This is a genomic window from Rhodoferax sp. (assembly GCF_034520025.1).
GTDB lineage: Bacteria > Pseudomonadota > Gammaproteobacteria > Burkholderiales > Burkholderiaceae_C > Allorhodoferax.
In genome coordinates, this window is sequence record NZ_JAXHNZ010000002.1 from 581205 (window position 1) to 606914 (window position 25710).

The window sequence follows — 25710 nt, forward strand, 5'->3', positions numbered from 1 at the left end:
GTGAGAAAACCGCTATTTTCTCATTTTTTTGGGCCGCTATCGGCGACCATGTCAATCAAGGCCCCACAGCATGGCGAAAAGCGCGGATTTGCCACAATCCAAACATGCTTGCCTACTACTCGGACCAGTTTGTTTTGCCCTTGCCGGACGGTCACCGCTTCCCGATGGCCAAGTACCGTATGTTGCGCGACCGGATCGCGGCGGAGCTTCCCGCAATCGCATTGCACGAAGCACCGCCCGCCACCGAGGGCGAGTTGGCGTTGGTGCATACGCCGGCCTATATTGACTCGATCTTGCAAGGCACGGCGGAGCCTGCGGTGCTGCGGGAAATCGGTTTTCCATGGAGCCCTGCGATGGCCGAGCGCGCACTGCGGTCGGTAGGCGCGACGGTGGCAGCCGCCCGCTCCGCCCTCGTGGCGGGCGTAGCAGCGAACCTTGCCGGCGGCACTCACCATGCCTATGCCCACAAGGGCGGCGGTTTTTGCGTGTTCAACGACCTTGCCGTAGCTGCCCGGGTCATGCAAGCAGAATGGGGCCGCAGCCGCAGCCCGGACGGTAGCCGCCGCAGTGAATTGCAGGTGGCGGTGATTGATTTGGATGTGCATCAGGGTAACGGCACCGCCAGCGTGTTTCAAGGCGACAACACGGTGTTTACCCTCTCGTTGCACGGCGAAAAAAATTTCCCCTTCCGGAAGGAAGCCAGTGACTTGGACATCGGGTTGCCCGACGGCTGCACCGATGATGAATACCTAAGCACCCTGGACCACGCCCTGCAGGAGCTGGAGCAGCGCTTTACCGCAGATTTTGTGTTTTTTCTCGCCGGTGCGGACCCACATGAAGGGGACCGCTTGGGGCGGCTCAAGCTCACTGCGGCCGGTCTTCAAGCCCGCGACCAAAGAGTATTGGAATGGTGCCTGGACCGGCGGCTGCCTGTAGTGATCACCATGGGTGGTGGCTACGGCCACGACTTGGAGCAGACGGTTGCGGTGCAAATGCAAACCTATAGGCTCGCCGCTGCCCATGCGCGGCGCTGGGCAGAGCCTGAGGTCTATATTTGAAAAGTGGGAGCGGTCTGAACCGCAGCGGTTTCAGAGAACTTCAAGCGCCAGGCGTTGAACTGATCCAAGGGCAGAGGCCGGCTCAAGTGGTAGCCCTGAGCCTCATCACACGACAAAGCACGCAGCTTATCAGTGATCGCCTGGTTCTCCACCCCTTCGGCCACCACGGTTTTGCCAAGGTTATGGGCGAGTTCAATAGTTGATTTCACAATGAGACTGTCGCTCTCGTTGCTGTCCATCCCCATCACGAAGGATTTGTCAATTTTGAGCTCATTGACCGGCAAACGCTTGAGATAGGCCAGTGACGAGTAGCCCGTTCCAAAATCATCAATGGACAATTTAAAGCCGCGCTGCGAGAGGCGGTTAAGGGTTGCCTCGGCCCGATCCGGGTCGTCCATGATGGCACTTTCGGTGATCTCCAGGCAGAACGAGTCGGTAGCCACACCGTGCTTGCGCATCAGGTCTTCCAGCTTGTCAGGGAAGTCCTGGTCCAGCAAGTCACGGGTCGACAAATTCACCGACACACACAAGGGCCCGCCGCCAGCGTTCAGCAGCTGCATATTGCGGGCTACTTCTTCAAACATCCACAAGGTCATTTGCCGGATATAGCCTGTTTGCTCTGCAAAAGGGATGAACTGCATCGGCGGCACCAGGCCGCGCACAGGGTGCTGCCAGCGCACCAAGGCCTCCGCAGACGAGACGGTGCCGCTGGCGATGTGGAGTTTGGGTTGGAGGTAGACCCGCAACTCGTTGTTTTCCACGGCGTGACGCAGCTCCGAGAGCATCGAGAGTGTTTCCGGGCTGGAGGAATCCAGAGCCGCGTGGTAAATCTGGATGCCGGTCGACTTATTCTTCGCGACATACATGGCAATCACGGCGCGGCTCAGCAGGCGGTCTACATCACCTGCATCACTGGGCCAGCTGGCAATGCCGATGCCCGCGCTGATGTCGACCGTTTGGTCTTGCATCTTCATCGGAGCCTCGAACGCCTGCGCCACCTGTTTCGCAAACGGCAGCGCGCCGGCTGAATCCACACCCTCCAGCACGATGGCGAACTCATCGCCGCCAACCCGCGCGATGTTTTCACGCACGATACCGGGGATACTGACTAGTCGCTCGGCCACTGCGATCAATAGTTGGTCGCCGAACGCGTAGCCGAGCACGTTGTTGACAAACTTGAAGCGGTCCAGGTTCAGCATCACGATGGTCACGGGCTGGCCGGTACCCGACTCTTGGTTGTTGCTATTGATGGCCATCGTCACCAAATCGCGAAACTGGATCCGGTTGGGTAAGCCGGTCAAACGATCCCAAAAAGCCAATGCGCGGATTTCGTCTTGCTGGCTCTGGATGCTGGTCCGCATGTGGTTAAACGCACGCGAAAGATCACCAATCTCATCCCGGTGCCGCAGCGCAGGCAGGGCCATGGAGTAGTCCCCGGCGCTCAGCTGGTCAGACGCCTTGGAAAGTTTGCGCAAGGGTACCGTGATTCGCCGGGCAAGAATGAAGCTGCCCACCGTAAACAGCAGCAAAGCGATCGCGGCCAGTGCGAGCAGTGCCTGCTCCACCCGGGAGAAAGGCTCCACAAACACATCAATCGGCCGCAGCATGTAGACCTCGAGCCCCGATGAGTGGCTGCGGTCGCTCGATTTGCGCGCCACGTATTCGCGGCCGTTCAAAATGCCGTTGCCGCCATCTTTGAGGTTCAAGAGTGCCGGATACGTGGATGACGGCAAACTGCTGACCGTCACTCCACCGGTGGAGCCGATGATGGCCAAATCGGCCCGGCTCACTTTGACCAGGTCCTCCACCTGCTCTCGGGTGATGGGGAAGGCCATCATCACCCAGCCCGCCTGAACCGGAGCGTTCAGGGGGACCATGACGGTAACCAGCAGCTTTTCGTCAAAATCGATGAGCGCATAGCCATCGCCGCCGGAGGCCAGTCGGCTCGCCGTTTGCTGGAAAAACTCGACCAAGCCGGCTTCGGTGAACTCATCAGTGCTCGAGGCTTGCAGCTTGTAGTCCACCGTCAACAGAGCTGCGAAAGTCGCACCAATGCGGCCGGAGCTGTTGTCCAGCACCGAGCGGATCGTCTCGGTATCGCCACTCAGCACCGCATCGCGGAAGCCAAAATCGCTGGCGAGTACCAAAACGCTCTGGCGCAAACTGGCTGCCCGCTGCTCCATCAAGGCCCACCAATTGGCGTCGACCGTAATCAGTTCATCTTTGACCTGCTGGCGAACGATGGAGTCAATGTTGCGCTCGGTGACCAAGTAGGAAGCTGACTGAATCACCAAAAGGATAGCGATTGACGTGGACACGAACTTGGTGCCCACCCCGAATCTGCGCATAAAACGAAACAACTTCAAGCCGAGCTCCCCGCAACTTTGACGCTGAGAGTGTCATTACCCTGCGTTATTTTGACCGGCTGCTCACTCAAGGGCGCGCCTGGCAAAACCGTGGAATGCCACGCTTTGAGTTGGTAATTACCGGCCGGAGCATCCAGGGTGAGACGGCCCTTGCCGTCAGTAATGCCGAAGTACGGGGTTTCTACGATCAATACCCACGCCACCATGTTGTCGTGGATGTTGCAGCCCAGCACGGCCACTCCGGGTTTGTCGAACACTACGGGAGCTGACGGAACGCCGGTATACAGCTTCAATTCAAATTTCTTGGCCGGAGAAAACGAATAGACGTGGTGCCTGACCGTGTCTTTGTTGGGAAACAGAACCGATGTGTTGGGTGTCACCACGGCGATTTGGGGTGAAAACTGTTTCGCAATTTGAATGACCTCGACCCCGGACAGCGGCTTGGCTGCGGCTTTTGCGGCGGGCGACTCTAGAAAAATCACCGCATTAGCGAGAGGCTTGCCGTCTTTGTCGGTCACCGTCACTTGGGTGTCGGCAAAAGCCATGCCCGCGGTGCAAAGGGTGACGAATGAAAGCAGTCGTAAGGGCAGTAAATTCCAACGCATCGAGCTCTCCAACCAAGTGTTCAGTCCGGGCTTTGATCCCATTTTGCCTGAAACTAACAGATAGTCAGTGTTTCAGCGGAGTAATCTTTTCAATTCCTCTCCTAAGTGAGGCTTATGTGCAAACGGGTCGGTGGGGTTGCGCGCCAGCATCACATCTTCCAGGCGGGTTTGCACAGAAGCAATCGCCTTGGGATGGCTGTAGATATAGAAGCGCCCCTCGGCCACCGCATCGAACACCATTTGTGCGACTTCGGCGGCCGTGACCTTGCCGCTTGTCACTGCCTTGTCCGTCATGGCTTGGCCGATCAGCTGGCTGCGGGTGAGTTGGGCGGGCGCCGCACCCGATGGGCGATTGCGCTCGCTCTGGCTGATGCCGGTGGGCACAAAGAAAGGGCACAGCACGCTAGCGGAAACCTGGTCGGTTACTAGCGCTAAGTCTTGGTACAGGGTTTCGCTTAGCGACACCACCGCATGTTTGCTCACGTTGTAAACACCCATGTTGGGCGCATTCAACAGGCCGGCCATGCTGGCGGTGTTGACGATGTGGCCGTGCCACGCCGGGTCTTGTTGGGCGGCCTCCAACATCATGGGAGTAAACACCCGCACGCCGTGGGCAACGCCCATGAGGTTGACGCCCAGTACCCATTCCCAATCGCGAGCGGTGTTTTCCCAGATTAAGCCCCCTGCCCCCACGCCGGCATTGTTGAACACGAGGTGCGGCGCGCCAAAGCGCTGCAGCGTGGCGGCGCCCAGGGCCTCCACCTGCTCCGCCTGCGACACATCCACCCGCATGCCCAGTACCTGGGCGCCTGCGGCTTCCATTTCGGCGACTGCCTTGTCCAGCGCGTCTTGCTGCACGTCAGCCAGAACCAGGTTCATGCCCAGTTTGGCGCCTATGCGCGCACATTCCAGCCCGAAACCGGAGCCGGCACCGGTCAATACGGCGGTTTTGCCTTGAAAGTTTGATATCACAGGGGTTCTCCTCGTTATAGGTGTGGGTCAACGCTGCTTTTCAGGCGCCGCGTAGCATTTCCAGATGGGGAATGCCGTCTTCGATGTAGGGCATGCCCACGTCCACAAATCCGTGTTGCTCATAGAACGACTTGAGGTGGGCTTGCGCACCGATGCGAATCAGCTGAGGGCCCCATTCGCCTTCCAGCGCTTTGACGGCCTCAGCCATCAGCACGTGGCCCAGACCACCACCTCGGGCATCGGGCTTGGTCACCACGCGGCCAATGCTGGCCTCGTCAAAAGCCACGCCGGCAGGGAAGCAGCGCACATAGGCGACTAGTTCGGTCTTAGCCCGACCAACAAGTTCGCCAAGGAGTTCAGGTAGCAGTGGGTTCTGCGCAAGTAAAGGAGGAGCCCGCAACGCGGGCGGGGGACACGGAGCAGAGCCCGCTGCTGCCCGAACTCCTAGCAAATGCATGGCCTTGTCGTCCAGCCCGTCCATATCCAGGAACACACAGTTCTGTTCCACCACAAACACCGCGCTGCGCAGGCGCAGAAGCTCATACAACTGGTCGCGGCTCAGCGCATCAAAGGCGAGCCACTGCCACTGGATGTCCAAACTCATGCCTGCGCCGCCTTAATCACATAGCCGATGCGCGGAAAGTGCACATGCACCGTACCGGCACGCTCGTCCACACGCTTCAACGTGAAGCGGGTGCGGGTGGCGGCGACCAAGGTGCCGGCAGTGGTTTCCTGGCCGAAGGTCTCGGCGGCGATGGTCACTTCGCTACCCAGCGGGATACCGTGCTCGTCCTGGAAATAAGTGTCTGATGGGGCTGTAGCCCCCGCGGAATATGCGCAAGCTGCTATGGCTTCTGTAGCAGATAACTTCTCAAAGCTTCCGTGGCCGATGGCCGCCATGCGTGCCATCCAAGCTTGCACCAAGGGCGTGGCATTCAAGATGTCGGCCATCACCGGCACCCGTTTGGCGGTGAACCACAGGGGGTGGTAGGCAGCGAAGTCGGCCACGCAGGGAGCACTGCCGAGCAAAAAGTCCTGGCCTTCGAGCATGCTGGCAATGCGGCGCAAGTAGCTCTTGTAGGCCGCAGCAGCGTCACCGGGGCGCAGACGCGTCATGCCACTGGACATGGCGGCGCGGTCGGCGCCGAAGGCCTTAGCGGCTTCAGGGGGCGCTCCTTCAAACATGCTGGCTGCCCCTTTGGGCTGCAGGTTGTAGGCCATGGCAGCCCAGAACAAGGTGCTGTCTGCCCACTGCGCCACGATGCGGCTCAGGCCTTTGTCGTTTTCGGGGTAGAGGGTGGGCGTGGGGCGCAGCTGCTCCAGCACTTCGCAAATGAGCGCGCTGTCGCAGTACACATCAGCACCGATCTGCAAAAACGGAGTCTTGCGGTAGCCGCCGGTCAGTGCCACCACATCAGGCTTGGGCATGATGGCCGGGATGATGACCGACTTCCAAGCCAGCTGTTTGTAGCCCAGCACCAGGCGCACTTTTTCAGAGAATGGTGACGTGGGGTAGTGGTGAAGAATGAGGTCTGTCATGGGTTTCTCCAGAAAAATCAATAAGGCATGGCGCGCTGCAGGATGGTGTCAAAGTCCACTGCAGCCCCCAGGGTGCCGAAGCTGTAACCCCAATTGCCACCTAGCCGGGAATCACAAAATGCCTCGAACACCGCAGTGGGCGCCGTTTGGTAAAGCAGCGCAGCTTGCACGGCGAGTGACACGTCTTGCGCCAGGCGGCGGGCTTCCATCTCGGTAGCCATGAGTTCCACCCTTGTGGGCAAGGACGCTGCCAGCCGGTCGAGTGCGGGGTGGGCCCCATGGGCGGGAGCAAGTTCACGGGCCAGGGCTGCTGCGGTATCGCCCTTGCGCAGCGCGCGCAGCAGGTCCAGCGCCATGATGTTGCCAGCGCCTTCCCAGATGGAGTTGAGAGGCATCTCGCGGTAGATGCGGGCCATGGTGCCTTCTCCGCCCTCTTCCGCATACCCATTGCCGCCCAAGCATTCCATGGCCTCTTGGGCAAAAGCAGCGCCGCGCTTGCAGATCCAGTACTTAGCCACCGGCGTCAGCAGGCGTCCCATCAGCAGCTCGTGCGGGTCAGAAGCATGATCAAAAGCGCTTGCGATGCGCATGGAAAGTGCGCAAGCTGCTTCGCATTCAATAGCAAGGTCAGCCAGCACATTGCGCATCAGTGGTTGCTCGATGAGCGCTTTGCCGAAAGTCTGACGCTGCGCGGTGTGGTGCAGCGCGATGCTGAGCGCCTGGCGCATCAGACCTGTCGTGCCCAAAGCACAGTCCAGCCGGGTCATGGTGCCCATTTCCAGAATCTGCGGCACTCCGCGCCCCTCCACGCCCACCAGCCACGCAGTGGCGTGCTGGAACTCCACTTCCGAGCTCGCGTTGGCGTGGTTGCCCAGCTTGTCTTTGAGTCGCTGGATGCGGATGGCGTTCACCGTGCCGGGTGCTTGCGGATCCGCAAAATCGGGAAGGATGCGGGGCACAAAAAAGCAGGACAAGCCCGCCGGGCTTTGCGCGAGCACCAGAAAAGCGTCGCACATAGGGGCCGAGAAAAACCACTTGTGGCCCAGCAGCTTGAAGCGCGGGCCCCATGCGTCCTCACCGTCGGGGATGGCTTGCGTGGTGTTGGCGCGCACATCAGAGCCGCCCTGCTTCTCCGTCATGCCCATGCCCATGGTCAGGCCGCGTTTGTGGCGGTAGAGCTTGAACTCGGGGTCGTAGGCACGCGCCATCAGGCCCGACGCCCAGGCCTCAAACACGGCCGGGTTGCCCCGCAGCGCCGGTAGCACCGCGTAGGTCATGGAAATCGGGCACAGGATGGACGGCTCGGCTTCGGTAAACAGCATGAACGCAGCCGCCCGCCGCAGGTGGGCGCCCTCTCGCGCCGCGGGGTCCCAGGGGCTGCCATGTAGGCCGGCTTGCGCTGCGGCATCCATCAGCGCGTGGTAGCTGGGGTGGAACTCCACCTGGTCCACCCGGCGGCCCAGCCGGTCGTGGCTGTGGAGTACCGGTTTGTGGGTGTTGGCTAGGCGTGCATGGGTTTGCATGGACAGGCTGCCCATTTGCGCGCCCACGGATTGCAGTGCGGATGTGTCCAGATTCGGAGCATGAAAACGCAGTGCGCTCTGCAAGGCACGATTACCGGTCAGCAGATTGGTGTTGAACAACGGCTCAGCCTGGTTGAGCACCGTATGGGTGGCGGGGAACGCTGTCTCGCTGTGCATGCTATCTCCTCAAACGCTATTCTTTTGATAGCTGCTTGCACTCGCTGAACGGGCGCTAGAGGCCAATTTGGCTAATAGTGTGTTAGTCAGTGGCAATACTGGCGCCCGGTGCGCTCAGCGCGTTCACGCTGCGTGCGCCGGTGGCCAGGCGCTTCATATACTTGAAGGTACCGGTGGCATGCGCACAGGCTTTGCCGTTGGCGTCATACACAGTCGCCTGGGTAAAGGCCATGGTGGCGGTGCGGTGCATCAGTTCGCCCTTGGCGGTCAGGGCGCCGACAGCGGGTTGCATAAAGCTGGTTTTCATCTCAATAGTGACCACGCCCAGCTCAGGTGTTTCACTGCGCGCCGCGCTGGCCATGGTCACATCCAGCAGCGTCATTTGCGCGCCACCATGGGTGACGTTGAACGAATTCAGGTGCTCGTGTCGTGGCGTGTAGCGGATCTCGGAGCGTCCGCCCTCAAACACCGTGAGCTCGAAGCCGAGATGGGTGGCGAAGGGAATCTCAACGCCGAAGCCCACCGCTTTTTCCCAAAGGTTATTCATGCACCGGTAACCACGCTGACGCCGCCATCCACCGCCAGCCATTGGCCCGTGATGTGTTTGCCGGCGTCAGAAGCGTAAAGCACACACAGGCCCTTCAGGTCTTCGTCGTCGCCCAAGCGCTTGAGCGGTGCGGCAGCGGCCAGGTTCTCTTCGCCCATGGCTTGCAACAAACCGGCTGTCATCTTGCTGGGGAAAAAGCCCGGGCACACTGCATTGACCGTAATGTTGTACTTGCCCCATTCCGCTGCCAAAGCGCGGGTGAAGTTTATGACTGCACCCTTGGAGGTGTTGTAGGCAATGGTTTGCATAGCTGGCGGATTGCCGTTTAGCCCGGCAATCGAGGCTAGGTTGATGATGCGACCGGTTTTGCGTGGAATCATGCTCTTTTTGGCGATGATCTGGCTCAGCAAAAAGTAGCCACGCACATTGAGGTTCATCACCTTGTCCCAGGCCTCCAGTGGATGGTCTTCAGCGGGTGCACCCCAGGAGGCGCCGGCGTTATTGACCAGAATGTCCACATCGCCCAAGCGCTGCAGGGTTTCATCCGCCAGGCGCTGAATTTCGGACTCTTTGGCGCAGTCGGCAGCCACCCAGCGGGCATCGATGCCGGCGGCTTGCAGCTCGGCACAGGCTTCTTCCAGATCCGCCGCTTTGCGCGAGCTGATCAGCACTTTGGCGCCGGCTTCGCCCAAAGCGTGGGCCAGTTGCAGACCCAGGCCGCGAGAGCCTCCGGTAATCAAGGCGTTCTTGCCAGTGAGGTCGAAAAGTTGTTGGATGGTGCGTGTCATGCTGTCAGCCTAGCGTTGCAAAAAAGATGGACGGAATTGTGTGCAGAACCCTGCGTAAAAGCCTGTCCCCTCAGCGATAGAAGCGGGTGCTTGGCCCTATTCGCCGCGCAAGCGCGAGCGGATAAACACCATGACCACCCCGCCCACGACCGCGAGGCCGCCCAGGTTGTAAAACAAGGCTGCGTCTTGCGCCTCTTGTTGGTCAATAAAGTAGCCCAACACCATGGCCAGCAGGCCGCCGTAAATCAGCGCCCAGATCAAGCGCTCCATGCGCACCAATTTGACGTTGGTGGTGCCGTTGTATTTCTTAAAAAATGCCATCAGAAAGCTCCTTCGGGGAATGTTGCGCAAGTCAGATCCCTCGATTGCACCACACCCAGCCAGGCATTTATCTTTGGCAACTCATAGTGGAAGAAGAATTTGGCGCAACCCACATGGCCCTGCGTCTCCAGCGTCTCCTGTTGCGGGTCGTTGTCCAGCGCGCAGGCGGCCACATCGAGCCAGATCCAGGCGAGCACCGTGTGGCCGAATGCCTGCATGTACGGCACCGCGTTAGCCAAGGCCTCGCCGGGCACGCCGGTGGACCAGGCTTTCTGGGTAGCAGCGCCCACATCCTGCAGAGCTTTGCCGAGCGTTTTCGCATGGGGCGCCAACGCGGGAATGCCGTTGCAGCGGTTAACGGTCGCCAAGATGCGGTGGCTCAGCAGTGTGAGGCCTTTGCCCTCCTCCATCAGCACCTTGCGGCCCAGCAGGTCCAAGGCTTGAATGCCATGGGTGCCTTCGTGGATCATGTTCAGGCGGTTGTCGCGCCAGAATTGCTCCACGGGGAAGTCGCGGGTATAGCCATAGCCGCCATGCACCTGGATCGCCAGTGAGTTGGCCTCCAGGCACCATTCGCTGGGCCAGCTTTTGGCAATCGGGGTCAACACCTCAAGCAGCAAGCGGGCTTCTTCAGCGTCTTGCGCGGTACCGGTGTGCTGCTCGTCAATCAGTCGGGCGCAATACAGTTCCAGCGCCAAAGCACCTTCGCAATAGGCCTTTTGCGTGAGCAGCATGCGCTTCACATCGGCGTGTTCGATGATGCGGGTTTGCGGAGCTGCGGCATCCTTGCCGGCACCAGTAATGGGCCTACCTTGCGGACGATTCTTGGCATAGTCCAGCGAGGCGTAGTAGCCCGCCATACCCAGCATGGTGGCCGCAATGCCCACGCCAATGCGGGCCTCGTTCATCATGTGGAACATACAGGCTAGGCCTTTGCCCGGCTGCCCCACGAGGTAACCCACGGCGCCTGCGCCGTTTCCAAAGGGTCCGCCGGCTTGGCCATCCACGGGGAACTTGCCCTCACCAAAGTTCAGCAGCGTGTTGGTGGTGCCGCGCCAGCCCAGCTTGTGGTTCAGGCCGGCGAGCGCCACGTCATTGCGCACGCCGGTCAGCTCACCCTGGGCGTTCACCATCTTCTTGGGCACGATAAATAGCGAGATACCACGGGTGCCCGGCACCAGTTTGCCATCTGCATCCGGAATTTTGGCGAGTACCAGGTGCACGATGTTTTCGGTGAGCTCGTGCTCGCCGCTGGAGATCCACATCTTGTTACCGCGCAGACGATAACGCACGCCCAGCGGGTCAGACTCAAAGCCCTCGCCGTCCGGCACCGCACGGGTCGCCACATCGCTAAGGGATGAGCCGGCCTGAGGCTCGCTCAAGCACATGGTGCCGGCCCAGCGGCCCGAGAACTCGTTGTGGGCAAACACCTGCTTTTGCAGTTCGGTGCCATGCGCCATCAGCAGGTTGGCATTGCCCACCGACAGCAAGCTGGAGCCGATGCTGACCGACGCGCAGGCGAAAAATGCATTGGCTGCGGCTTCCACACTGTAGGGCAACTGCATGCCGCCTATGTCGTAGTCTTGTGCGGCGCTGAGCATGCCGGACTCGGCATACGCCTTGAAAGCGTCATGCGTGGCCTGCGGCAGCGTGACTTTCTCGCCATCAAAGTGAGGCTCCTGCGTATCCACCAGCCGGTTGAAGGGCGCGTATTTCTCGCGTGCAATGCGCTCGCAGGTGTCCAGCACCGCGTCAAAGGTTTCGCGGTTGTGGTCCGCAAAGCGCTCACGGCTGGTGAGGCCAGTGGTGTCCAGCCAATCGTGGAGCAGGAAATCGAGGGTGGTGCGCAAGGTCATGGACGGAGTCTCAAGAAAATAAAAAAGCCGGACTGCGGATTGTGCGCAGACCGGCTCGTTTCAGATGGCCAATAGTGTCGTGCGGGTTACAGCACTTCAAACACGCCCGCTGCGCCCATGCCGCCGCCGATACACATGGTGACGCAGACTTTTCTGGCGCCGCGGCGTTTGCCTTCGATCAGCGCATGGCCGGTCAAGCGCTGGCCGGATACGCCGTAGGGGTGACCCACCGCAATGGCGCCGCCGTTGACATTGAGGCGATCTGCGGGGATGCCCAGTTTGTCGCGGCAATAGAGCACCTGCACCGCAAACGCTTCGTTAAGTTCCCACAGGTCGATGTCGTTCATGGTCAGCCCCAGGCGCTTCAAGACCTTGGGGATGGCGAAGACGGGGCCGATGCCCATTTCGTCAGGCTCGCAGCCGGCCACCGCAAAGCCCAAGAAGCGACCCAAGGGTTGCAGGCCTTTTTGCTCGGCCAGCTTTTCATGCATCAGAACCGCAGCACCACCGCCATCGGAAAACTGGCTGGCGTTGCCTGCAGTGATCAGGCCGCCGGGCAGCGCCGAGCGCAGCCCACTGATGCCTTCTTTGGTGGTGCCGGCGCGGATGCCTTCGTCGTCGCTCACGGTAACCTGTTTGGTCATCAGGCCCATGACTTTGTCGGCCACACCCATCGTGACCGTGATGGGGGCAATTTCGGCGTTAAACAAGCCGGCTTCAAGGGCTGCGGTGGCTTTCTGCTGGCTCGCAGCGCCGTACTCGTCCATCGCGTCGCGGCTGATGTTGTAGCGCTTGGCCACGTTCTCAGCGGTTTGCAACATGTTCCAGTAGATCTCGGGCTTGTTTTTGCTCAGCCACGGGTCGTTGAGCATGTGGATATTCATTTCCTGCTGTACGCAGGAGATAGCTTCCACACCACCCGCCACGTAGACATCGCCTTCATTGGAGATGATGCGTTGGGCCGCGGTGGCAATGGTCTGCAGGCCGGATGAGCAGAAACGGTTGATGGTCATGCCCGACACAGTGACCGGGCAGCCGGCGCGCAGGGCCACTTGGCGCGCGATGTTGGCACCGGTAGCGCCCTCGGGGGTGGCACAGCCCATGATGACGTCGTCCACCTCAGCGGCGTCGATGCCGGCGCGCGCAATCGCGTGCTCCACGGCGTGTCCGCCCAGCGTGGCGCCATGGGTCATGTTGAAAGAACCCTTCCAGCTCTTGGCCAGGGGGGTGCGTGCGGTAGAAACAATAACTGCTGATGTCATGGTGATTCCTTGAATGATGTGAACGGCGCGAACGCTCAGTTGAAGGTTTTGCCTTCAGCGGCCAAACGGGCCAGCAGCGGCGCGGGTTGCCAGAACTTGGCATCGTCCAGCGGGTTCTTGGCAAAGCGGTTCATGGCTTGCACTACATTGAACAGGCCCACTTCGTCGGCGTAATTCATGGGGCCACCGCGGTGGGCAGGGAAGCCGTAGCCGAAGATGTACACGATGTCGATATCGCTGGCCTTGGCGGCAATGCCCTCTTCCAGAATGTGAGCGGCTTCATTCACCAAGCTGAATACCAGCCGCTGCACGATTTCTTCGTCGGAAATTTTGCGGGGGGTGATGCCCAGCGCCTTGCGGTGTTCTTCGATCATGGCCACCACTTCCGCATTCGGGATGGCGTCGCGCTTGCCGGGCACGTAGTCGTACCAGCCGGCACCGGTCTTTTGGCCAAAGCGGCCTTTTTCGCACAACAAGTCAGCCGTTTTGCTGTACTTCATGTCGGGCTTCTCGGTGTAGCGGCGCTTGCGGATGGCCCAGCCAATGTCGTTGCCGGCCAGATCGCCCATGCGGAAGGGGCCCATGGCCATGCCGAATTTCTCCATGGCCTTGTCCACTTGTTCGGGGGTGCAGCCTTCATCCAGCAGGAAACCGCCCTGGCGGCCGTACTGCTCGATCATGCGGTTGCCGATGAAGCCGTCGCACACGCCAGACACCACGGCCGTCTTTTTGATCTTTTTGGCGACCGACATGACAGTGGCCATCACGTCTTTGGCGGTCTTTTCGCCGCGCACCACTTCCAGCAGCTTCATCACGTTGGCAGGGCTGAAGAAGTGCAGGCCCACCACGTCTTCCGGGCGCTTAGTGAAGCTGGCGATTTTGTTGACGTCCAAGGTAGAGGTGTTGGATGCCAGGATGGCGCCGGGCTTTATCACGCGGTCCAGCTCTTTGAACACGGCTTCTTTAACGCCAATCTCTTCAAACACCGCTTCAATCACCATATCGGTGCCGGCAAGGTCGTCGTAGCTCAGCGTGGTGGTCAGCAGGCTCATACGCTGCTCGTACTTGTCTTGCTTGAGCTTCTTCTTGGCGACTTGGGCTTCGTAGTTTTTGCGAATGGTGGCAATGCCACGGTCCAGTGCCTCTTGCTTCATTTCCAGCATCTTCACGGGAATGCCGGCGTTCAGGAAGTTCATGGCAATGCCGCCACCCATGGTGCCGGCGCCGATCACTGCTACAGAGTTGATAGCGCGCTGCGCAGTGTCCGAGGGCACATCCGCGATTTTGGATGCCGCACGCTCTGCCAGGAACAGGTGGCGCAGCGACTTGCTCTCCGCAGTAAACATCAGGTTAATGAACGCCTCGCGCTCGACCTGCATGCCTTCGTCAAACTTTTTCTTGGTAGCGGCTTCCACCACATCCACACACTTGGCGGGAGCCGGGAAGTTTTTGCTCATGCCCTTGACCATGTTGCGGGCGAACTGGAAGTAAGCATCGCCTTGCGGGTGCTTGCACTTCAGATCGCGCACCAGTGGCAAGGGGCGCACATCGGCCACCGAACGCGCAAAGTCCAAGGCCTCTTCAGCGAGGCTTTCTGCGGAGGCGGACAGTTTGTCGAACAGCTTTTGGCCGGGCAACATGGCGAGCATTTCGCTCTTGATGGGCTCGCCACTCACAATCATGTTGAGCGCAGGTTCCACACCCAGCACGCGTGGCAGGCGCTGGGTACCGCCGGCACCGGGCACCAGCCCTAGCTTGACTTCCGGCAGCGCAATGCTGGTTCCGGGGGCCGCAATGCGGTAGTGGCATCCCAAGGCCAGCTCCAAACCGCCGCCCATGGCCACGGTGTGGATCGCCGCGACCACCGGCTTCGCAGAGTTTTCAAGCACCTTAATGACGCTGATCAGGTTGGGTTCTTGCAGGGCCTTGGGGCTGCCGAATTCAGTGATATCCGCACCGCCGGAAAACGCCTTGCCGGCACCGGTGATCACAATGGCTTTGACCGCGGCATCGGCATTGGCCTGGGCCATGCCGTCTGCAATTCCCTGGCGGGTGGAAAGGCCCAAACCGTTGACCGGCGGGTTGTTCAGGGTGATGACGGCGATATCGCCATGGACTTGGTACTGGGCGGTCATGCAGGCTCCGTGGGTGAGGTTAATTTCAAAATAGAACGATCGTTCTTTTTTCGATTGTAGGAGCTTTACCCCCCTCACCAAGCCCCTTTGTCACCGCTGGGACAAAGGGTTTTCCCGAATCTCAGCGCTGGCTCACCCAGCCTTTGAACGCTCGCTTACGCGCCGGGGAGCTTGTAGTCTTTGAGCAGTTCCCGCAATTTAGTTTTCTGCATTTTGCCGGTGCCCCCCAAGGGAATCGCCTCGACAAACACCACATCGTCCGGCACCTGCCATTTCGCGGTTTTGCCGTCGTAAAACGAGATGAGCTCATCGCGGCTTACTTCGCTGCCCGACTTTTTAACGACTGCAATGATGGGCCGCTCGTCCCATTTGGGGTGCTTCATGCCGATGCAAGCCGCCATCGCTACTGCGGGGTGGGCCATGGCGATGTTTTCGACATCGATGGAGCTGATCCACTCGCCGCCGGACTTGATCACGTCTTTGCTGCGGTCGGTGATTTGCATAAAGCCGTCGGAGTCGATGGTAGCCACGTCACCGGTGGGGAACCAACCATCCACCAGCGGCGAGCCGCCCTCGCCTTTGAAGTACTCGCTGATGACCCACGGGCCTTTGACCAGCAAGTCGCCATAGGCTTTGCCGTCCCACGGCAGTTCTACGCCCTCGCCGTCCACGATCTTCATGTCCACGCCATAAATGCCACGGCCTTGCTTGAGGCGGACCTTCATCTTGTCGGCGGAGTCCATGGCGAGGTGCTTGTTCTTTAGGGTGCACACCGTACCGAGGGGGGACATCTCTGTCATGCCCCAGGCATGGAGCACTTCCACGCCATACACATCGTTGAAGGCGGTGATCATCGCTGGCGGGCACGCCGAGCCGCCGATGACGGTGCGCTTCAGGGTCGAGAAGCGCAGGCCGCCCGCTTGCATATGGCTAAGCATCATTTGCCACACGGTGGGTACACCGGCCGCAAAGCTGACCTTTTCGGCTTCGATCAATTCAAAAATGGACTTGCCATCCATCGCAGGGCCGGGGAACACCAACTTGGCGCCGGTCATGGCAGCCGAATACGGCAAGCCCCAGGCATTGACGTGGAACATGGGTACCACCGGCAGCACCGCATCACGGGCGCTCATGTTGAGCGCATCGGGCAAAGCGCCGGAGAACGCATGCAAGATGGTGGAACGGTGGCTGTAGAGCGCCGCTTTGGGGTTGCCGGTAGTGCCACTGGTGTAGCACATGCTGGAGGCCGAGTTTTCGTCAAACTCGGGCCAGGTGTAGGTGGCGGGCTGCTGGCCGATCCAAGCCTCGTAGCTTTGCAGGCCGGGAATGCCGGAGTCGGCGGGCAGCTTGTCCGCATCGCACAGCGCGATGAAATGTTTGATGGTGGTGCAGCGGCTGTGCACGGCTTGCACGATGGGCAAAAAGCTCATGTCGAAACACAAGACTTGGTCTTCGGCGTGATTGGCGATCCACACAATCTGGTCGGGGTGCAAGCGCGGGTTCAGGGTGTGCAGCACGCGACCCGAACCACTCACCCCGAAATACAACTCCAAGTGGCGGTAGCCGTTCCAAGCCAATGTGGCTACGCGGTCGCTAAACGCGAGGCTCAGACCATCGAGGGCGTTGGCCACTTTGCGGGAACGGGCGGCCACCTCTTTGTAATTGGTGCGGTGGATATCGCCCTCCACCCGACGGGAAATCACTTCACCTTCACCATGATGGCGCTCGGCAAAATCAATCAAGGTGGAGATCAGCAACTGCTGGCTTTGCATCAGACCTAACATCAAGTCACCTCTGTCTAAATTTTTGTAACAAACACACCAACGCGCGAAACACACTGTTGCAACTTCGGCGACACACATAGTAATGCGAGCAAGTCCCCTCGGAGACGCTGAATTAGTCATATGCGGGACAATTCATCCATGCCCCATTTGCCCCCTGCGCCCGACGCTCTGGACCTCCCCCTCCGCTGGAATAACCGCTTTGCCACACTCGGAAGCGCGTTTTATGAGCCCCTCTCCCCCACCCCGCTTCCGGCACCTTACTGGGTGGGCACCAGCGCAGCTGCCGCGCGCAGCGCCGGTTGGGACGAGGCTTTGTTGCGCGACGCTGAGGTGTTGCAGGCGCTCACCGGCAACCGCCCGCTGAGCGGCAGCTTGCCGCTGGCCAGTGTGTATAGCGGCCACCAGTTCGGCCAATGGGCCGGGCAGTTGGGCGATGGGCGCGCCATCCTGTTGGGCGAAGTCGATGGCTTGGAAGTCCAGCTCAAGGGCGCGGGCTTGACCCCCTTCTCCCGCATGGGCGATGGCCGCGCTGTGTTGCGCAGCAGCATCCGCGAGTTTCTGGCCAGTGAGGCGATGCATGGTCTGGGCGTGCCCACTTCGCGCGCGCTGTGTGTCACCGGGGCCGATGTGCCAGTACGGCGCGAGACGATAGAAACAGCCGCAGTGGTGACGCGTATGGCACCAAGTTTCATCCGCTTCGGGCACTTTGAACACTTTTGCCATCACGGCATGCCCGGCGAGCTGAAAACCTTGGCCGATTTTGTCATCGACCACTATTACCCCAAGTGCCGCAACGAAGTGCGTTGGAACGGCAACCCCTATGTGGCGCTGCTGGCCGCTGTGACCGCGCGCACCGCCGAGATGGTGGCGCACTGGCAGGCGGTGGGCTTTTGCCATGGGGTGATGAACACCGACAACATGAGCATCTTGGGCCTGACGATCGATTACGGGCCCTTCCAGTTTATGGACGCTTACGACCCCGGTCACATCTGTAACCACTCGGACACCAGCGGTCGCTACGCCTTTTACAAGCAGCCTAACGTGGCCTACTGGAACCTGTTTTGCTTGGGCCAGGCCATGATGCCGTTGATTGACGAACAAGAGCATGCAATTGCTGCGCTTGAGACGTTCAAGGATTTGTACCCCCACGCGTTTGCGCGTCGCATGGCGGCCAAGCTCGGTTTTACCGAAGTGCAAAAAGCCCAGAAGCCGGTCATCGAAAGCGTTTTGAAGTTGTTGGCGGCTGACAAGGTTGACTTCACCATCTTCTGGCGGCGCCTCAGCCACTGGGTGGCTGACCCAGCAGCAGCTGCTGACTCGGTGCGCGACCTGTTCCTGGATAGAGCCGGCTTTGACGCCTGGTTGCTATCTTATTCGGAGCTACTCGCGCAAATTCCACGGGCGCCAGCGGCTGATTTGATGCTAAAAACCAACCCCAAGTATGTGCTGCGCAACCATTTGGGCGAGCAAGCCATCCAAGCGGCCCGGCGAAAGGATTTCAGCGTGGTCGCTGATCTGCTCAAAGTACTGGAGACGCCGTACGACGAGCATCCGGAGTTCGAGCCATGGGCCGGCTTTCCGCCTGACTGGGCCGCGCAGATTTCCATCAGCTGCAGCTCCTGAACTTTCAGCGCTGCATTGCATCCACTCACCCATTGGAGTTTCCATGACCTTCCCTATCCAAAAAACCGACGCTGAATGGAAAGCCCTGCTCGCCGAAAAAGGCGCGGAGCCGGTCGCGTTTCAGGTGACCCGCCACGCCGCCACCGAGCGGCCGTTTACCGGCAAGTTTGAGGGCCACTGGGCCGACGGCAGCTATCACTGCATGTGCTGCAGCGCCAAGCTGTTTGACTCCGGCACCAAGTTTGACGCGCATTGCGGTTGGCCCAGCTTTTCGCTCGCGATTCCGGGTGCGATCACCGAAATCACCGACCGCAGCCATGGCATGGTGCGGGTGGAGACCGTGTGCAGCCAGTGCGGCGCGCACTTGGGTCATGTGTTCCCAGATGGCCCTACCGACACCGGCTTGCGCTACTGCATGAACTCGGCCTCGCTACACTTCACGCCCAAATGAAAACACTCCTCGACTTCATCCCCATCCTCTTGTTCTTTGCGGCCTACAAGCTGCATGACACCTTCGGCATCAGTAAAGACGAAGCGATCTATTTCGCCACGCCGGTGCTCATGGCAGCCACCGTGGCGCAAATGGCGATCATCTATTGGATCGACAAAAAGCTCACTACCATGCACAAGATCACCTTGGGCATGATTCTGGTGTTTGGCGGTATCACGCTTGCGTTGCACGACAAACGCTTCATCATGTGGAAGCCCACCGTGTTGTACGCGGGCATGGCGATTGCACTGGCCGTGGCGATGTGGGGCATGAAGATCAACTTCCTCAAGTCCATGTTGGGCAGCCAGCTGGAGCTCCCCGACCCGGTGTGGCACAAGCTCAATATCGCTTGGATCGGCTACACCCTGTTCATGGCAGTGAGTAACGGATATGTCGCCGCGTATTTCAGCGAAGACTCATGGGCCAACTTCAAACTCTGGGGCTATGTGTTCCCGCTGGCCTTTTTGATCGGCCAAGGTCTCTATATTTCGCCGTACCTCAAGGGGGATAGCGCACCCGAGGAGCCCCCTAAGCCATGAGCGCCCAAGCTCCCACTGCCCACAACCTGGAGCAGCGCCTGCAAGCCAAACTGCAGCCGCTACGCCTCGAAGTCATCGATGAAAGCTATCAGCACGCCGGCCATGTAGGTGCCAACGACAGTGGTGTCGGTACCCATTTCCGGGTTCGAATTGCTTCACCTTTATTTACCGGTTTGAGCCGGGTAGCACGGCATCGCCTTGTGTATGATTCGTTGCAAGATTTCATTGATCAAGGCCTCCATGCCTTGGCCATTGAGGCCGAAGCCTCGCCCTCTGGCAACACTAAGATTTAAGCATTCCTGAAGGAAACGGTATGAAGAAGCACATTTTGTCCTCCTTGGCTGTAGCCAGCCTGATGGCGGTCTCCCAAGGCGCTGTGGCGCAGAACATTGCCATCGTGAACGGCAAGGCAGTTCCCACTGCGCGCATGGAAGCCCTGGCCCAGCAGGTCGCCCGCTCCGGCCGCCCGGTAACGCCTGAAATGCAAGGCCAGATGCGCGAGGAAATCATCGCCCGCGAAATTTTTGTGCAAGAAGCGCAGGCCCGCGGCTTGGACGCGACCGATGACTACAAGAATCAGCTCGACCTGACTCGCCAGTCCATCCTGATCCGCGAGTTGTTTGCCGATTTCCAGAAAAAGAACCCGGTCACCGACGAAGAAACCAAGGCTGAATACGACAAATTTGCCTCGGCCAACGCCGGTAAAGAGTATCGCGCCCGCCACATCCTGGTGGAAAAAGAAGACCAAGCGAAGGCGCTGATTGCCCAGCTGAAAAAAGGCGCCAAGTTTGAAGATCTGGCCAAGAAGAATTCCAAAGACCCAGGTTCCGGCGCCAACGGGGGTGACCTCGATTGGGCCAACGCCAGCAGCTACGTGAAAGAGTTCTCGGACGCGCTGATGGCCTTGTCCAAAGGCAAGATGACCGATACACCAGTCAAGACCCAGTTCGGTTTCCACATCATCCGCCTGGATGACATGCGCGAAGCCCAATTGCCCAAGTACGAAGATGTGAAGCCGCAAATCACCCAGCAACTGCAGCAACAAAAGATTGCCAAGTTCCAGGAAGACCTGCGCGCTAAAGCCAAGGTCGAATAAGCCTCTACAGGCTGATTCCACTCAAGCGGCGTCGGCCGCTTTTTTGTTGCCTGGCACTGGCTTGCACCCCAAGTCCGCTGCACCCGGCGAGGGTGTGCGGCCGTAAAGCTAGCGGCCTACTCCGGCCAACCAAAGCAGGCCCAACAACACCGGCTGGTGCAGCAGGTAGTAACTCAAACTCCACTGCCCCAGTGCTGCCAGCTGCCGCGTCAGGGCTTCTGGCAGTGGCAGCCGCCCTGTGCGGGGTTGGCGCTGCCACCCGTGCATGAACGCAAAACCCAGCAACATGACGCCCAGCCACGGAAACAGGGGCACATAGTCTTCAGTCCGCGGCAGGCGGGTAACCCACCCGATCCAGTTCAAGGCACGGCCATTCATATCTAAGCCAAATTGAGCGCTAGCCCAATTAGATATTGCGCTACCTGCTATGAAATGCGTAGCAATGATCGTAAGGCCCAGCAAACCGCAGCCAAGCCCCAGTGGTGCTGCCAGGCGGGTGATGAGCAGCATCACCGCCATGGCGTGCAACACCCCGAAATAGATATAGCTGCCGGGAAACATGAACCATGAACCCACCGACACCAACGTAGCGGCGGCAGCAATCTGGAGCCAACGCCGTGCGAACTGCCACCCGCTCTGGCCGCAGGCATGAGCCAGCGCCTGTCCGGCGCCCGCACAGCACAAAAACAGGCTGAGGATGGCAGTGCGCTGCCACGTCCAGACGGGGTCTTGCAAAAAGTTTTGTTGGATGACGCCAGCGTTGTTCAGGTCGAAGCAAAAGTGAAACACCGTCATCCACACCATGGCCAAACCACGCACAGCGTCCAAGGTGTCCAAGCGGCGGGGGGTCATGGCCGTTTCAAGGGCTTTGAGGCTTGCCGGTGGCAGACCGTTGCATGATGCTGCCCCATTGGGTGAGCACAGCGCCGGTCGACGCTAACAAAAGCACCGGTATTGCAAGCCCCCAAGCGTTGTGCATGGCGGTGGACCATGCAAAAAGGGGTGGCCCTAGCGTAGCGCCCAGATTGCCCATTTGGGCAACTGCGCCGTTGGCCCGGGCTTGTTGAGCGCTGTCGTGGTTGAGGTGGGGAATCAGAGCAAACGCGCTGCCCCCGGCCAGGCCGGAGATCAGCATCAAGGCGATGGCCGCCTCGACGTAGCCCCAGCCGGTCATGGCGCTCCAAGCACATAAAACGCCTGCCAGGCCAAGGCTGGGATACAGCATTCGTAGCAAGCGCAAGGGGCTACTCCGCTGGGTGAGCCACCCCGCACCAAAAGTGCCGGCGATGCCCATCAGGGGCAATACCGTGGCGGCCCAGCGGTCTGTGTCGGTCAGCCCCCTGGGTAGAAACGTCAACAGCGCCACCGCCATGCCGGTATAGCAAAAGAAACACAGGCCCGGTAGTGCGGTGCGCCAGTCGGTATAGGTGCGCACATGGCGTGCCAGCAAACCGGCTCCATGGGCGGCGGTGGCGGGCGGCGGCTGGTCCAAGGGCAATACGACCCAAGCCAGTACCGCTGCCATGAGCAGCAGCAACGCATGCAGTGCAAACATGGAGGGCACACCGGCATACGCCAAAAACTGCTGCCCTCCTGCGGCGGTGAGCGCGAACGCGGTGCCCACAAAGGTGCTCCACAAGCCCATGGCAATGGAGCGGTGACGTGCAGCAGTGGTGCCTGACAGGAGCGTGGGCGCAGCCACCACCACGGCCAGGTGCGACGCTCCTTCCAGCACCCGGGTCACCACAAACCAATGAAACGGCAAGTCCAGTGCCTGCATGCCCGCGAGCACCGCGCCCAGCAGCATGCCACCGCACAGCAGACGCCGGTAGCCGATGCGCGGGGCCAACAAACCCATGCTGACGCCCAGACTCAAGCCCACAACCCCCACGACTGACAGCGCCCACCCCATCTGGGTGGCGCTCACGCCAAACTGCTGCTGCAACAAAGCAAACGCGAGGGACACCTTGGCGAACTGCATGGCCGCCAAAATGCCGCAGCCCCACAACAGCAAAACGCGGGGCCAATGGGTGATGAGTGTGTGAGGCATGGGAGCCGGTGAGTGTAGCGGCAGCCCGCGCGCCGGCGGGGCCACGCTGCGGGATAATGCCCCCCCATGTCTTTGCAAGATTTTCAACTCGAATTGCTGGCTCCCGCCCGTACCGCCGAGATCGGCGTCGAGGCGGTGAACCATGGTGCCGATGCGGTTTACATCGGCGGGCCCGGCTTTGGCGCACGGTCCAGCGCCGACAACAGCATTGCCGATATCGAGCGTCTGGTCGCCCACGCCCATCGCTTCAACAGCCGCATTTTTGTCACGATGAACACCATCCTGCGGGATGACGAGCTCGAGCCCGCCCGCAAGCAGGCTTGGCAGTTGTACGAGGCGGGTGTGGATGCCTTGATCGTGCAGGACATGGGCTTGCTGGCGATCGACATGCCGCCGCTGCAGCTACACGCCAGTACCCAGACAGACATTCGCACGCCCGAGAAGGCGCGCTTTTTGCAAGATGTGGGCTTGTCCCAAATCGTGCTGGCGCGCGAACTCACGGCCCGGCAAATTGCGGCCATTCGTGCGGCGACGGACCCTGAAAAATGCACGCTGGAGTTTTTCATCCATGGTGCACTGTGCGTGGCCTACAGCGGCCAGTGTTACATCAGCGCAGCCCACACCGGCCGCAGTGCCAACCGGGGTGAGTGCAGCCAAGCCTGTCGCCTGCCCTACCAGGTGGTAGACGACAAAGGCCGCTTCGTCGCCCATGACAAGCATGTGCTCTCGATGAAAGACAACAACCAGAGCGAGAATCTGGCCGCTTTGGTGGATGCGGGCATCCGCAGCTTCAAAATCGAGGGGCGCTACAAGGACATGGGTTATGTGAGGAACATCACCGCCCACTACCGCAAGCTGCTCGACCGCCTGATCGAAGACCGCCAGTACTCAGACCAACCCCTGGCCCGTAGCAGCAGCGGTAGCACCAGCTTCACGTTTGAGCCGGATCCCAACCAGAACTTCAACCGCGAGTTCACCGACTACTTTGTGCAAGGCCGGCAGATCGACATTGGCGCCTTCGATACGCCCAAAAACCCCGGCCAGCCGATTGGCTACGTCACCAAGGTGAACGCCGACAGCGTGGAGCTGGAGCTGAGTGACCGCAGCAAGACGCTGAGCAATGGCGACGGTCTCTGCTACTACGACTTGCAAAAAGAGTTGGCGGGCTTGGCCATTAACCGGGCCGAAGCCATCAACGCGGCCAAGGGTTTGTGGCGCGTGTTCCCCAAGGACCCCCTCCCCGGGCTTAAGGACCTGCGCAAGGGGGTCGAGGTCAACCGCAACCGGGATGTGAACTGGACCCGGGTGCTCGATAAAAAGAGCAGCGACCGCCGCATTGCTATCTGGGCGGTGTTGGCGGAAACCGATGGCGGCATGGCACTGACCTTGACCGACGAAGACGGCTTTACCGCCACCGCCAGCACCAGCATGCCGTTGGAGCTGGCCAAAGACCCGGCGACGGCGCTCGACACGCTGCGCGCGAACGTGAGCAAAATGGGCACCACGATTTTTGCCACACTCGATGTGCAAGTGCAATTCAGCCAGCCATGGTTTGTGCCAGCGTCGGTGCTGAACCCCTTGCGGCGCGAAGCTGTCGAGGCCCTGGAGCGTGCCCGCAAGGGGGGCTTTGTGCGTTTAGCAGCCGGCCATGTGGTGGAGCCACCGGTGGCGTATCCGGAGGACACGCTCAGCTACCTGGCCAACGTGTTCAACCAGGCAGCGCACGGTTTTTACGCCAAGCACGGGGTGAAAGTCATTGCGCCCGCTTATGAGGCGATTGAAGAGTTGGGTGAAGTGAGCTTGATGATCACCAAGCACTGCGTGCGCTTTTCGCTCAGCCTGTGCCCCAAGCAAGCCAAGGGCGTGACGGGGGTGCAAGGGCAGGTCAAGGCCGAACCCTTGCAACTGATCAATGGCAAAGAGAAGCTTACCCTGCGGTTTGATTGCAAACCCTGCGAAATGCATGTGGTCGGCAAGATGAAAACCGGTGTCGCCAGCCAAAGCCGCCTGGAGCTACTGGAAGCTGCGCAAGGCGTGCCGATGACTTTCCACAAAACCCGCCCGAAACAAGAGTTCGGACACTGACCGCTTAGTGGGGGCGTTGGGGTCTGCGCTTTTCAGGCGCCTGCGTTTGCAGCAGTTGGCGCATAAAGTAAAGCCCCAGCACCATGTTGCCCACCGCAAACACCACCACTGCGGTGGCCGCTGCGGGCTGCAGTGTGTGGTGTTGCACGATCCAAACCAGCGCCGTCGACAGTGCATTCAACACCAGCATGAGCCAGAAGGCCGGCTTGCGAGGCTGAAACAGACGGCGCAGATAGTTCACTTCAGCTCAGTGACAAAGTGTTCACGGCTGCGGCGCACTTTTTTCAGGTTTACCAACCAATCGCCTTCCTCGGCTCGGTAGCCCAGGGGCATGATCACCACGCTGCGCAAGCCGCGCTTGTCCAGGCCCAGGATTTCGTCCACGGCTTTGGGGTCAAAACCTTCCATGGGGGTCGCGTCGACCTTTTCTTCAGCAGCCGCAATCAGGGCGGTGCCCACGCCAATATAGGCTTGGCGGGCTGCGTGCTGGTAGTTCACCTCGGCCTCGCGGGGCACGTAGGCCCCCAAAATCATCTTGCGGTAGTTTTCCCAACCTTCGTTCACGAATCCGCGCTCAGTATTCACCAGGTCGAAAGACGCATTGATGCGCTCCGCGGTGTAGTTGTCCCAGGCAGCGAATACCAACAGGTGCGAGCCATCGGTGATCTGGGCTTGGTTCCAGGCCACGGGTATGATTTTTTCCCGCAACTCTTTGTTGCTCACGACGATCAGCTCATAGGGCTGCAAGCCGCTGGAGGTGGCCGTCAGGCGCACGGCTTCCAAGATGCGGTCCAGCTTGTCTTGCGGTACCACTTTAGTGGGGTCAAGTTTTTTGGCGGCGTAACGCCACTGAAGTGTGTGGATTAGATCGGACATGAAAACTTCCTAAGTAAA

24 protein-coding genes are annotated in these 25710 nt (G+C 60.0%); 7 read left to right on the forward strand and 17 right to left on the reverse strand.

Features of this window, described 5'->3' with window-relative positions; genetic code table 11:
- Positions 1–104 precede the first annotated feature (104 nt).
- On the forward strand, positions 105–1058 hold the full coding sequence (locus tag U5L73_RS10975; RefSeq protein ID WP_322562382.1) for a histone deacetylase: 954 nt from the start codon (positions 105–107) through the stop codon (positions 1056–1058).
- On the opposite strand, the gene U5L73_RS10980 is transcribed toward U5L73_RS10975, so the two are convergent.
- The 13 genes from U5L73_RS10980 to U5L73_RS11040 form a co-directional block, all read right to left on the reverse strand.
- Positions 1049–3424, reverse strand: a complete 2376-nt coding sequence (locus U5L73_RS10980; protein ID WP_322562383.1) for an EAL domain-containing protein — start codon at positions 3422–3424, stop codon at positions 1049–1051. The genes U5L73_RS10975 and U5L73_RS10980 overlap by 10 nt on opposite strands.
- Positions 3421–4029 carry a methylamine utilization protein gene (locus U5L73_RS10985; protein WP_322562384.1) on the reverse strand — a complete coding sequence of 203 codons (609 nt, stop codon included), beginning with the start codon at positions 4027–4029 and terminating at the stop codon, positions 3421–3423. The genes U5L73_RS10980 and U5L73_RS10985 overlap by 4 nt, the downstream gene beginning before the upstream one ends.
- A 72-nt stretch (positions 4030–4101) precedes the next feature.
- Positions 4102–5001 carry an SDR family oxidoreductase gene (locus tag U5L73_RS10990; protein ID WP_322562385.1) on the reverse strand — a complete coding sequence of 300 codons (900 nt, stop codon included), beginning with the start codon at positions 4999–5001 and terminating at the stop codon, positions 4102–4104.
- 40 nt (positions 5002–5041) lie between these two features.
- Complete coding sequence (locus U5L73_RS10995) at positions 5042–5605, reverse strand: GNAT family N-acetyltransferase (protein WP_322562386.1); 564 nt, start codon at positions 5603–5605, stop codon at positions 5042–5044.
- On the reverse strand, positions 5602–6540 hold the full coding sequence (locus tag U5L73_RS11000; RefSeq protein WP_322562387.1) for a glutathione S-transferase family protein: 939 nt from the start codon (positions 6538–6540) through the stop codon (positions 5602–5604). Before U5L73_RS11000 ends, U5L73_RS10995 begins: the two co-directional genes overlap by 4 nt.
- Before the next feature lie 17 nt (positions 6541–6557).
- Positions 6558–8240, reverse strand: coding sequence for an isovaleryl-CoA dehydrogenase (locus U5L73_RS11005; protein WP_322562388.1), 1683 nt, complete (start codon positions 8238–8240; stop codon positions 6558–6560).
- Positions 8241–8322: 82 nt separating this feature from the next.
- Positions 8323–8787 (reverse strand): PaaI family thioesterase, encoded by a 465-nt coding sequence (locus U5L73_RS11010; protein ID WP_322562389.1) that lies wholly within the window; start codon positions 8785–8787, stop codon positions 8323–8325.
- A complete protein-coding gene (locus U5L73_RS11015) occupies positions 8784–9575 on the reverse strand; it encodes an SDR family oxidoreductase (protein ID WP_322562390.1) in 792 nt (263 codons plus the stop codon). The genes U5L73_RS11010 and U5L73_RS11015 overlap by 4 nt, the downstream gene beginning before the upstream one ends.
- Positions 9576–9671: 96 nt before the next feature.
- Positions 9672–9896: a hypothetical protein gene (locus U5L73_RS11020; protein ID WP_313880603.1), complete on the reverse strand. Its 225-nt coding sequence runs from the start codon at positions 9894–9896 to the stop codon at positions 9672–9674.
- Positions 9896–11752: an acyl-CoA dehydrogenase gene (locus U5L73_RS11025; RefSeq protein WP_322562391.1), complete on the reverse strand. Its 1857-nt coding sequence runs from the start codon at positions 11750–11752 to the stop codon at positions 9896–9898. The genes U5L73_RS11020 and U5L73_RS11025 overlap by 1 nt, the downstream gene beginning before the upstream one ends.
- An 86-nt stretch (positions 11753–11838) precedes the next feature.
- A complete protein-coding gene (locus U5L73_RS11030; RefSeq protein ID WP_322562392.1) occupies positions 11839–13014 on the reverse strand; it encodes an acetyl-CoA C-acyltransferase in 1176 nt (391 codons plus the stop codon).
- 35 nt (positions 13015–13049) lie between these two features.
- Positions 13050–15149, reverse strand: coding sequence for a 3-hydroxyacyl-CoA dehydrogenase NAD-binding domain-containing protein (locus U5L73_RS11035; protein WP_322562393.1), 2100 nt, complete (start codon positions 15147–15149; stop codon positions 13050–13052).
- 155 nt (positions 15150–15304) lie between these two features.
- Positions 15305–16933: a 3-(methylthio)propionyl-CoA ligase gene (locus U5L73_RS11040; RefSeq protein WP_322562394.1), complete on the reverse strand. Its 1629-nt coding sequence runs from the start codon at positions 16931–16933 to the stop codon at positions 15305–15307.
- A 138-nt stretch (positions 16934–17071) separates the two neighbouring features.
- On the opposite strand from U5L73_RS11040, the gene U5L73_RS11045 reads away from it, so the two are divergent.
- From U5L73_RS11045 to U5L73_RS11065, 5 genes are read left to right on the forward strand one after another with little or no spacing between them, the layout of a single operon-like run.
- Positions 17072–18556, forward strand: coding sequence for a protein adenylyltransferase SelO (locus tag U5L73_RS11045; RefSeq protein WP_322562395.1), 1485 nt, complete (start codon positions 17072–17074; stop codon positions 18554–18556).
- A gap of 43 nt (positions 18557–18599) precedes the next feature.
- Positions 18600–19007: a peptide-methionine (R)-S-oxide reductase MsrB gene (msrB, locus tag U5L73_RS11050; protein WP_322562396.1), complete on the forward strand. Its 408-nt coding sequence runs from the start codon at positions 18600–18602 to the stop codon at positions 19005–19007.
- Entirely contained in the window at positions 19004–19585 is a 582-nt protein-coding gene (locus U5L73_RS11055; RefSeq protein ID WP_322562397.1) for a septation protein A, read from the forward strand. Before msrB ends, U5L73_RS11055 begins: the two co-directional genes overlap by 4 nt.
- The gene (locus tag U5L73_RS11060; RefSeq protein ID WP_322562398.1) at positions 19582–19878 is read left to right on the forward strand and encodes a BolA family protein; all 297 of its coding nucleotides are present in this window, start codon (positions 19582–19584) and stop codon (positions 19876–19878) included. Before U5L73_RS11055 ends, U5L73_RS11060 begins: the two co-directional genes overlap by 4 nt.
- 20 nt (positions 19879–19898) lie before the next feature.
- The gene (locus U5L73_RS11065; protein WP_322562399.1) at positions 19899–20681 is read left to right on the forward strand and encodes a foldase protein PrsA; all 783 of its coding nucleotides are present in this window, start codon (positions 19899–19901) and stop codon (positions 20679–20681) included.
- Between the two features lie 108 nt (positions 20682–20789).
- On the opposite strand, the gene U5L73_RS11070 is transcribed toward U5L73_RS11065, so the two are convergent.
- Entirely contained in the window at positions 20790–21533 is a 744-nt protein-coding gene (locus U5L73_RS11070; protein WP_322562400.1) for a heparan-alpha-glucosaminide N-acetyltransferase, read from the reverse strand.
- A gap of 7 nt (positions 21534–21540) precedes the next feature.
- The gene (locus tag U5L73_RS11075) at positions 21541–22731 is read right to left on the reverse strand and encodes an MFS transporter (protein ID WP_322562401.1); all 1191 of its coding nucleotides are present in this window, start codon (positions 22729–22731) and stop codon (positions 21541–21543) included.
- A gap of 66 nt (positions 22732–22797) precedes the next feature.
- Here U5L73_RS11075 and U5L73_RS11080 point away from each other — a divergent pair, with 66 nt between their 5' ends.
- Entirely contained in the window at positions 22798–24816 is a 2019-nt protein-coding gene (locus U5L73_RS11080; RefSeq protein WP_322562402.1) for a U32 family peptidase, read from the forward strand.
- Positions 24817–24820: 4 nt separating this feature from the next.
- Here U5L73_RS11080 and U5L73_RS11085 read toward each other — a convergent pair whose 3' ends face one another.
- Both U5L73_RS11085 and U5L73_RS11090 read right to left on the reverse strand, forming a co-directional pair.
- Positions 24821–25057, reverse strand: coding sequence for a hypothetical protein (locus U5L73_RS11085; protein ID WP_322562403.1), 237 nt, complete (start codon positions 25055–25057; stop codon positions 24821–24823).
- Complete coding sequence (locus tag U5L73_RS11090) at positions 25054–25692, reverse strand: NAD(P)H-dependent oxidoreductase (RefSeq protein WP_322562404.1); 639 nt, start codon at positions 25690–25692, stop codon at positions 25054–25056. Before U5L73_RS11090 ends, U5L73_RS11085 begins: the two co-directional genes overlap by 4 nt.
- Positions 25693–25710: the final 18 nt, after the last annotated feature.

Excerpts from the sequence above, each read along its gene's own strand:
- U5L73_RS11015 (WP_322562390.1), bottom strand. The coding sequence starts at position 9,575 with ATGACACGCACCATCCAACAACTTTTCGACCTCACTGGCAAGAACGCC.
- U5L73_RS11075 (WP_322562401.1), bottom strand. The coding sequence starts at position 22,731 with ATGCCTCACACACTCATCACCCATTGGCCCCGCGTTTTGCTGTTGTGG.
- U5L73_RS11040 (WP_322562394.1), bottom strand. The coding sequence starts at position 16,933 with ATGTTAGGTCTGATGCAAAGCCAGCAGTTGCTGATCTCCACCTTGATT.
- U5L73_RS11030 (WP_322562392.1), bottom strand. The coding sequence starts at position 13,014 with ATGACATCAGCAGTTATTGTTTCTACCGCACGCACCCCCCTGGCCAAG.
- U5L73_RS10995 (WP_322562386.1), bottom strand. The coding sequence starts at position 5,605 with ATGAGTTTGGACATCCAGTGGCAGTGGCTCGCCTTTGATGCGCTGAGC.
- U5L73_RS11000 (WP_322562387.1), bottom strand. The coding sequence starts at position 6,540 with ATGACAGACCTCATTCTTCACCACTACCCCACGTCACCATTCTCTGAA.
- msrB (WP_322562396.1), top strand. The coding sequence starts at position 18,600 with ATGACCTTCCCTATCCAAAAAACCGACGCTGAATGGAAAGCCCTGCTC.
- U5L73_RS11025 (WP_322562391.1), bottom strand. The coding sequence starts at position 11,752 with ATGACCTTGCGCACCACCCTCGATTTCCTGCTCCACGATTGGCTGGAC.
- U5L73_RS11065 (WP_322562399.1), top strand. The coding sequence starts at position 19,899 with ATGAAGAAGCACATTTTGTCCTCCTTGGCTGTAGCCAGCCTGATGGCG.
- U5L73_RS11060 (WP_322562398.1), top strand. The coding sequence starts at position 19,582 with ATGAGCGCCCAAGCTCCCACTGCCCACAACCTGGAGCAGCGCCTGCAA.
- U5L73_RS11090 (WP_322562404.1), bottom strand. The coding sequence starts at position 25,692 with ATGTCCGATCTAATCCACACACTTCAGTGGCGTTACGCCGCCAAAAAA.
- U5L73_RS11035 (WP_322562393.1), bottom strand. The coding sequence starts at position 15,149 with ATGACCGCCCAGTACCAAGTCCATGGCGATATCGCCGTCATCACCCTG.
- U5L73_RS11080 (WP_322562402.1), top strand. The coding sequence starts at position 22,798 with ATGTCTTTGCAAGATTTTCAACTCGAATTGCTGGCTCCCGCCCGTACC.
- U5L73_RS11010 (WP_322562389.1), bottom strand. The coding sequence starts at position 8,787 with ATGAATAACCTTTGGGAAAAAGCGGTGGGCTTCGGCGTTGAGATTCCC.
- U5L73_RS11045 (WP_322562395.1), top strand. The coding sequence starts at position 17,072 with ATGCCCCATTTGCCCCCTGCGCCCGACGCTCTGGACCTCCCCCTCCGC.
- U5L73_RS10985 (WP_322562384.1), bottom strand. The coding sequence starts at position 4,029 with ATGCGTTGGAATTTACTGCCCTTACGACTGCTTTCATTCGTCACCCTT.
- U5L73_RS11055 (WP_322562397.1), top strand. The coding sequence starts at position 19,004 with ATGAAAACACTCCTCGACTTCATCCCCATCCTCTTGTTCTTTGCGGCC.
- U5L73_RS11005 (WP_322562388.1), bottom strand. The coding sequence starts at position 8,240 with ATGCACAGCGAGACAGCGTTCCCCGCCACCCATACGGTGCTCAACCAG.
- U5L73_RS11020 (WP_313880603.1), bottom strand. The coding sequence starts at position 9,896 with ATGGCATTTTTTAAGAAATACAACGGCACCACCAACGTCAAATTGGTG.
- U5L73_RS11070 (WP_322562400.1), bottom strand. The coding sequence starts at position 21,533 with ATGACCCCCCGCCGCTTGGACACCTTGGACGCTGTGCGTGGTTTGGCC.
- U5L73_RS10975 (WP_322562382.1), top strand. The coding sequence starts at position 105 with ATGCTTGCCTACTACTCGGACCAGTTTGTTTTGCCCTTGCCGGACGGT.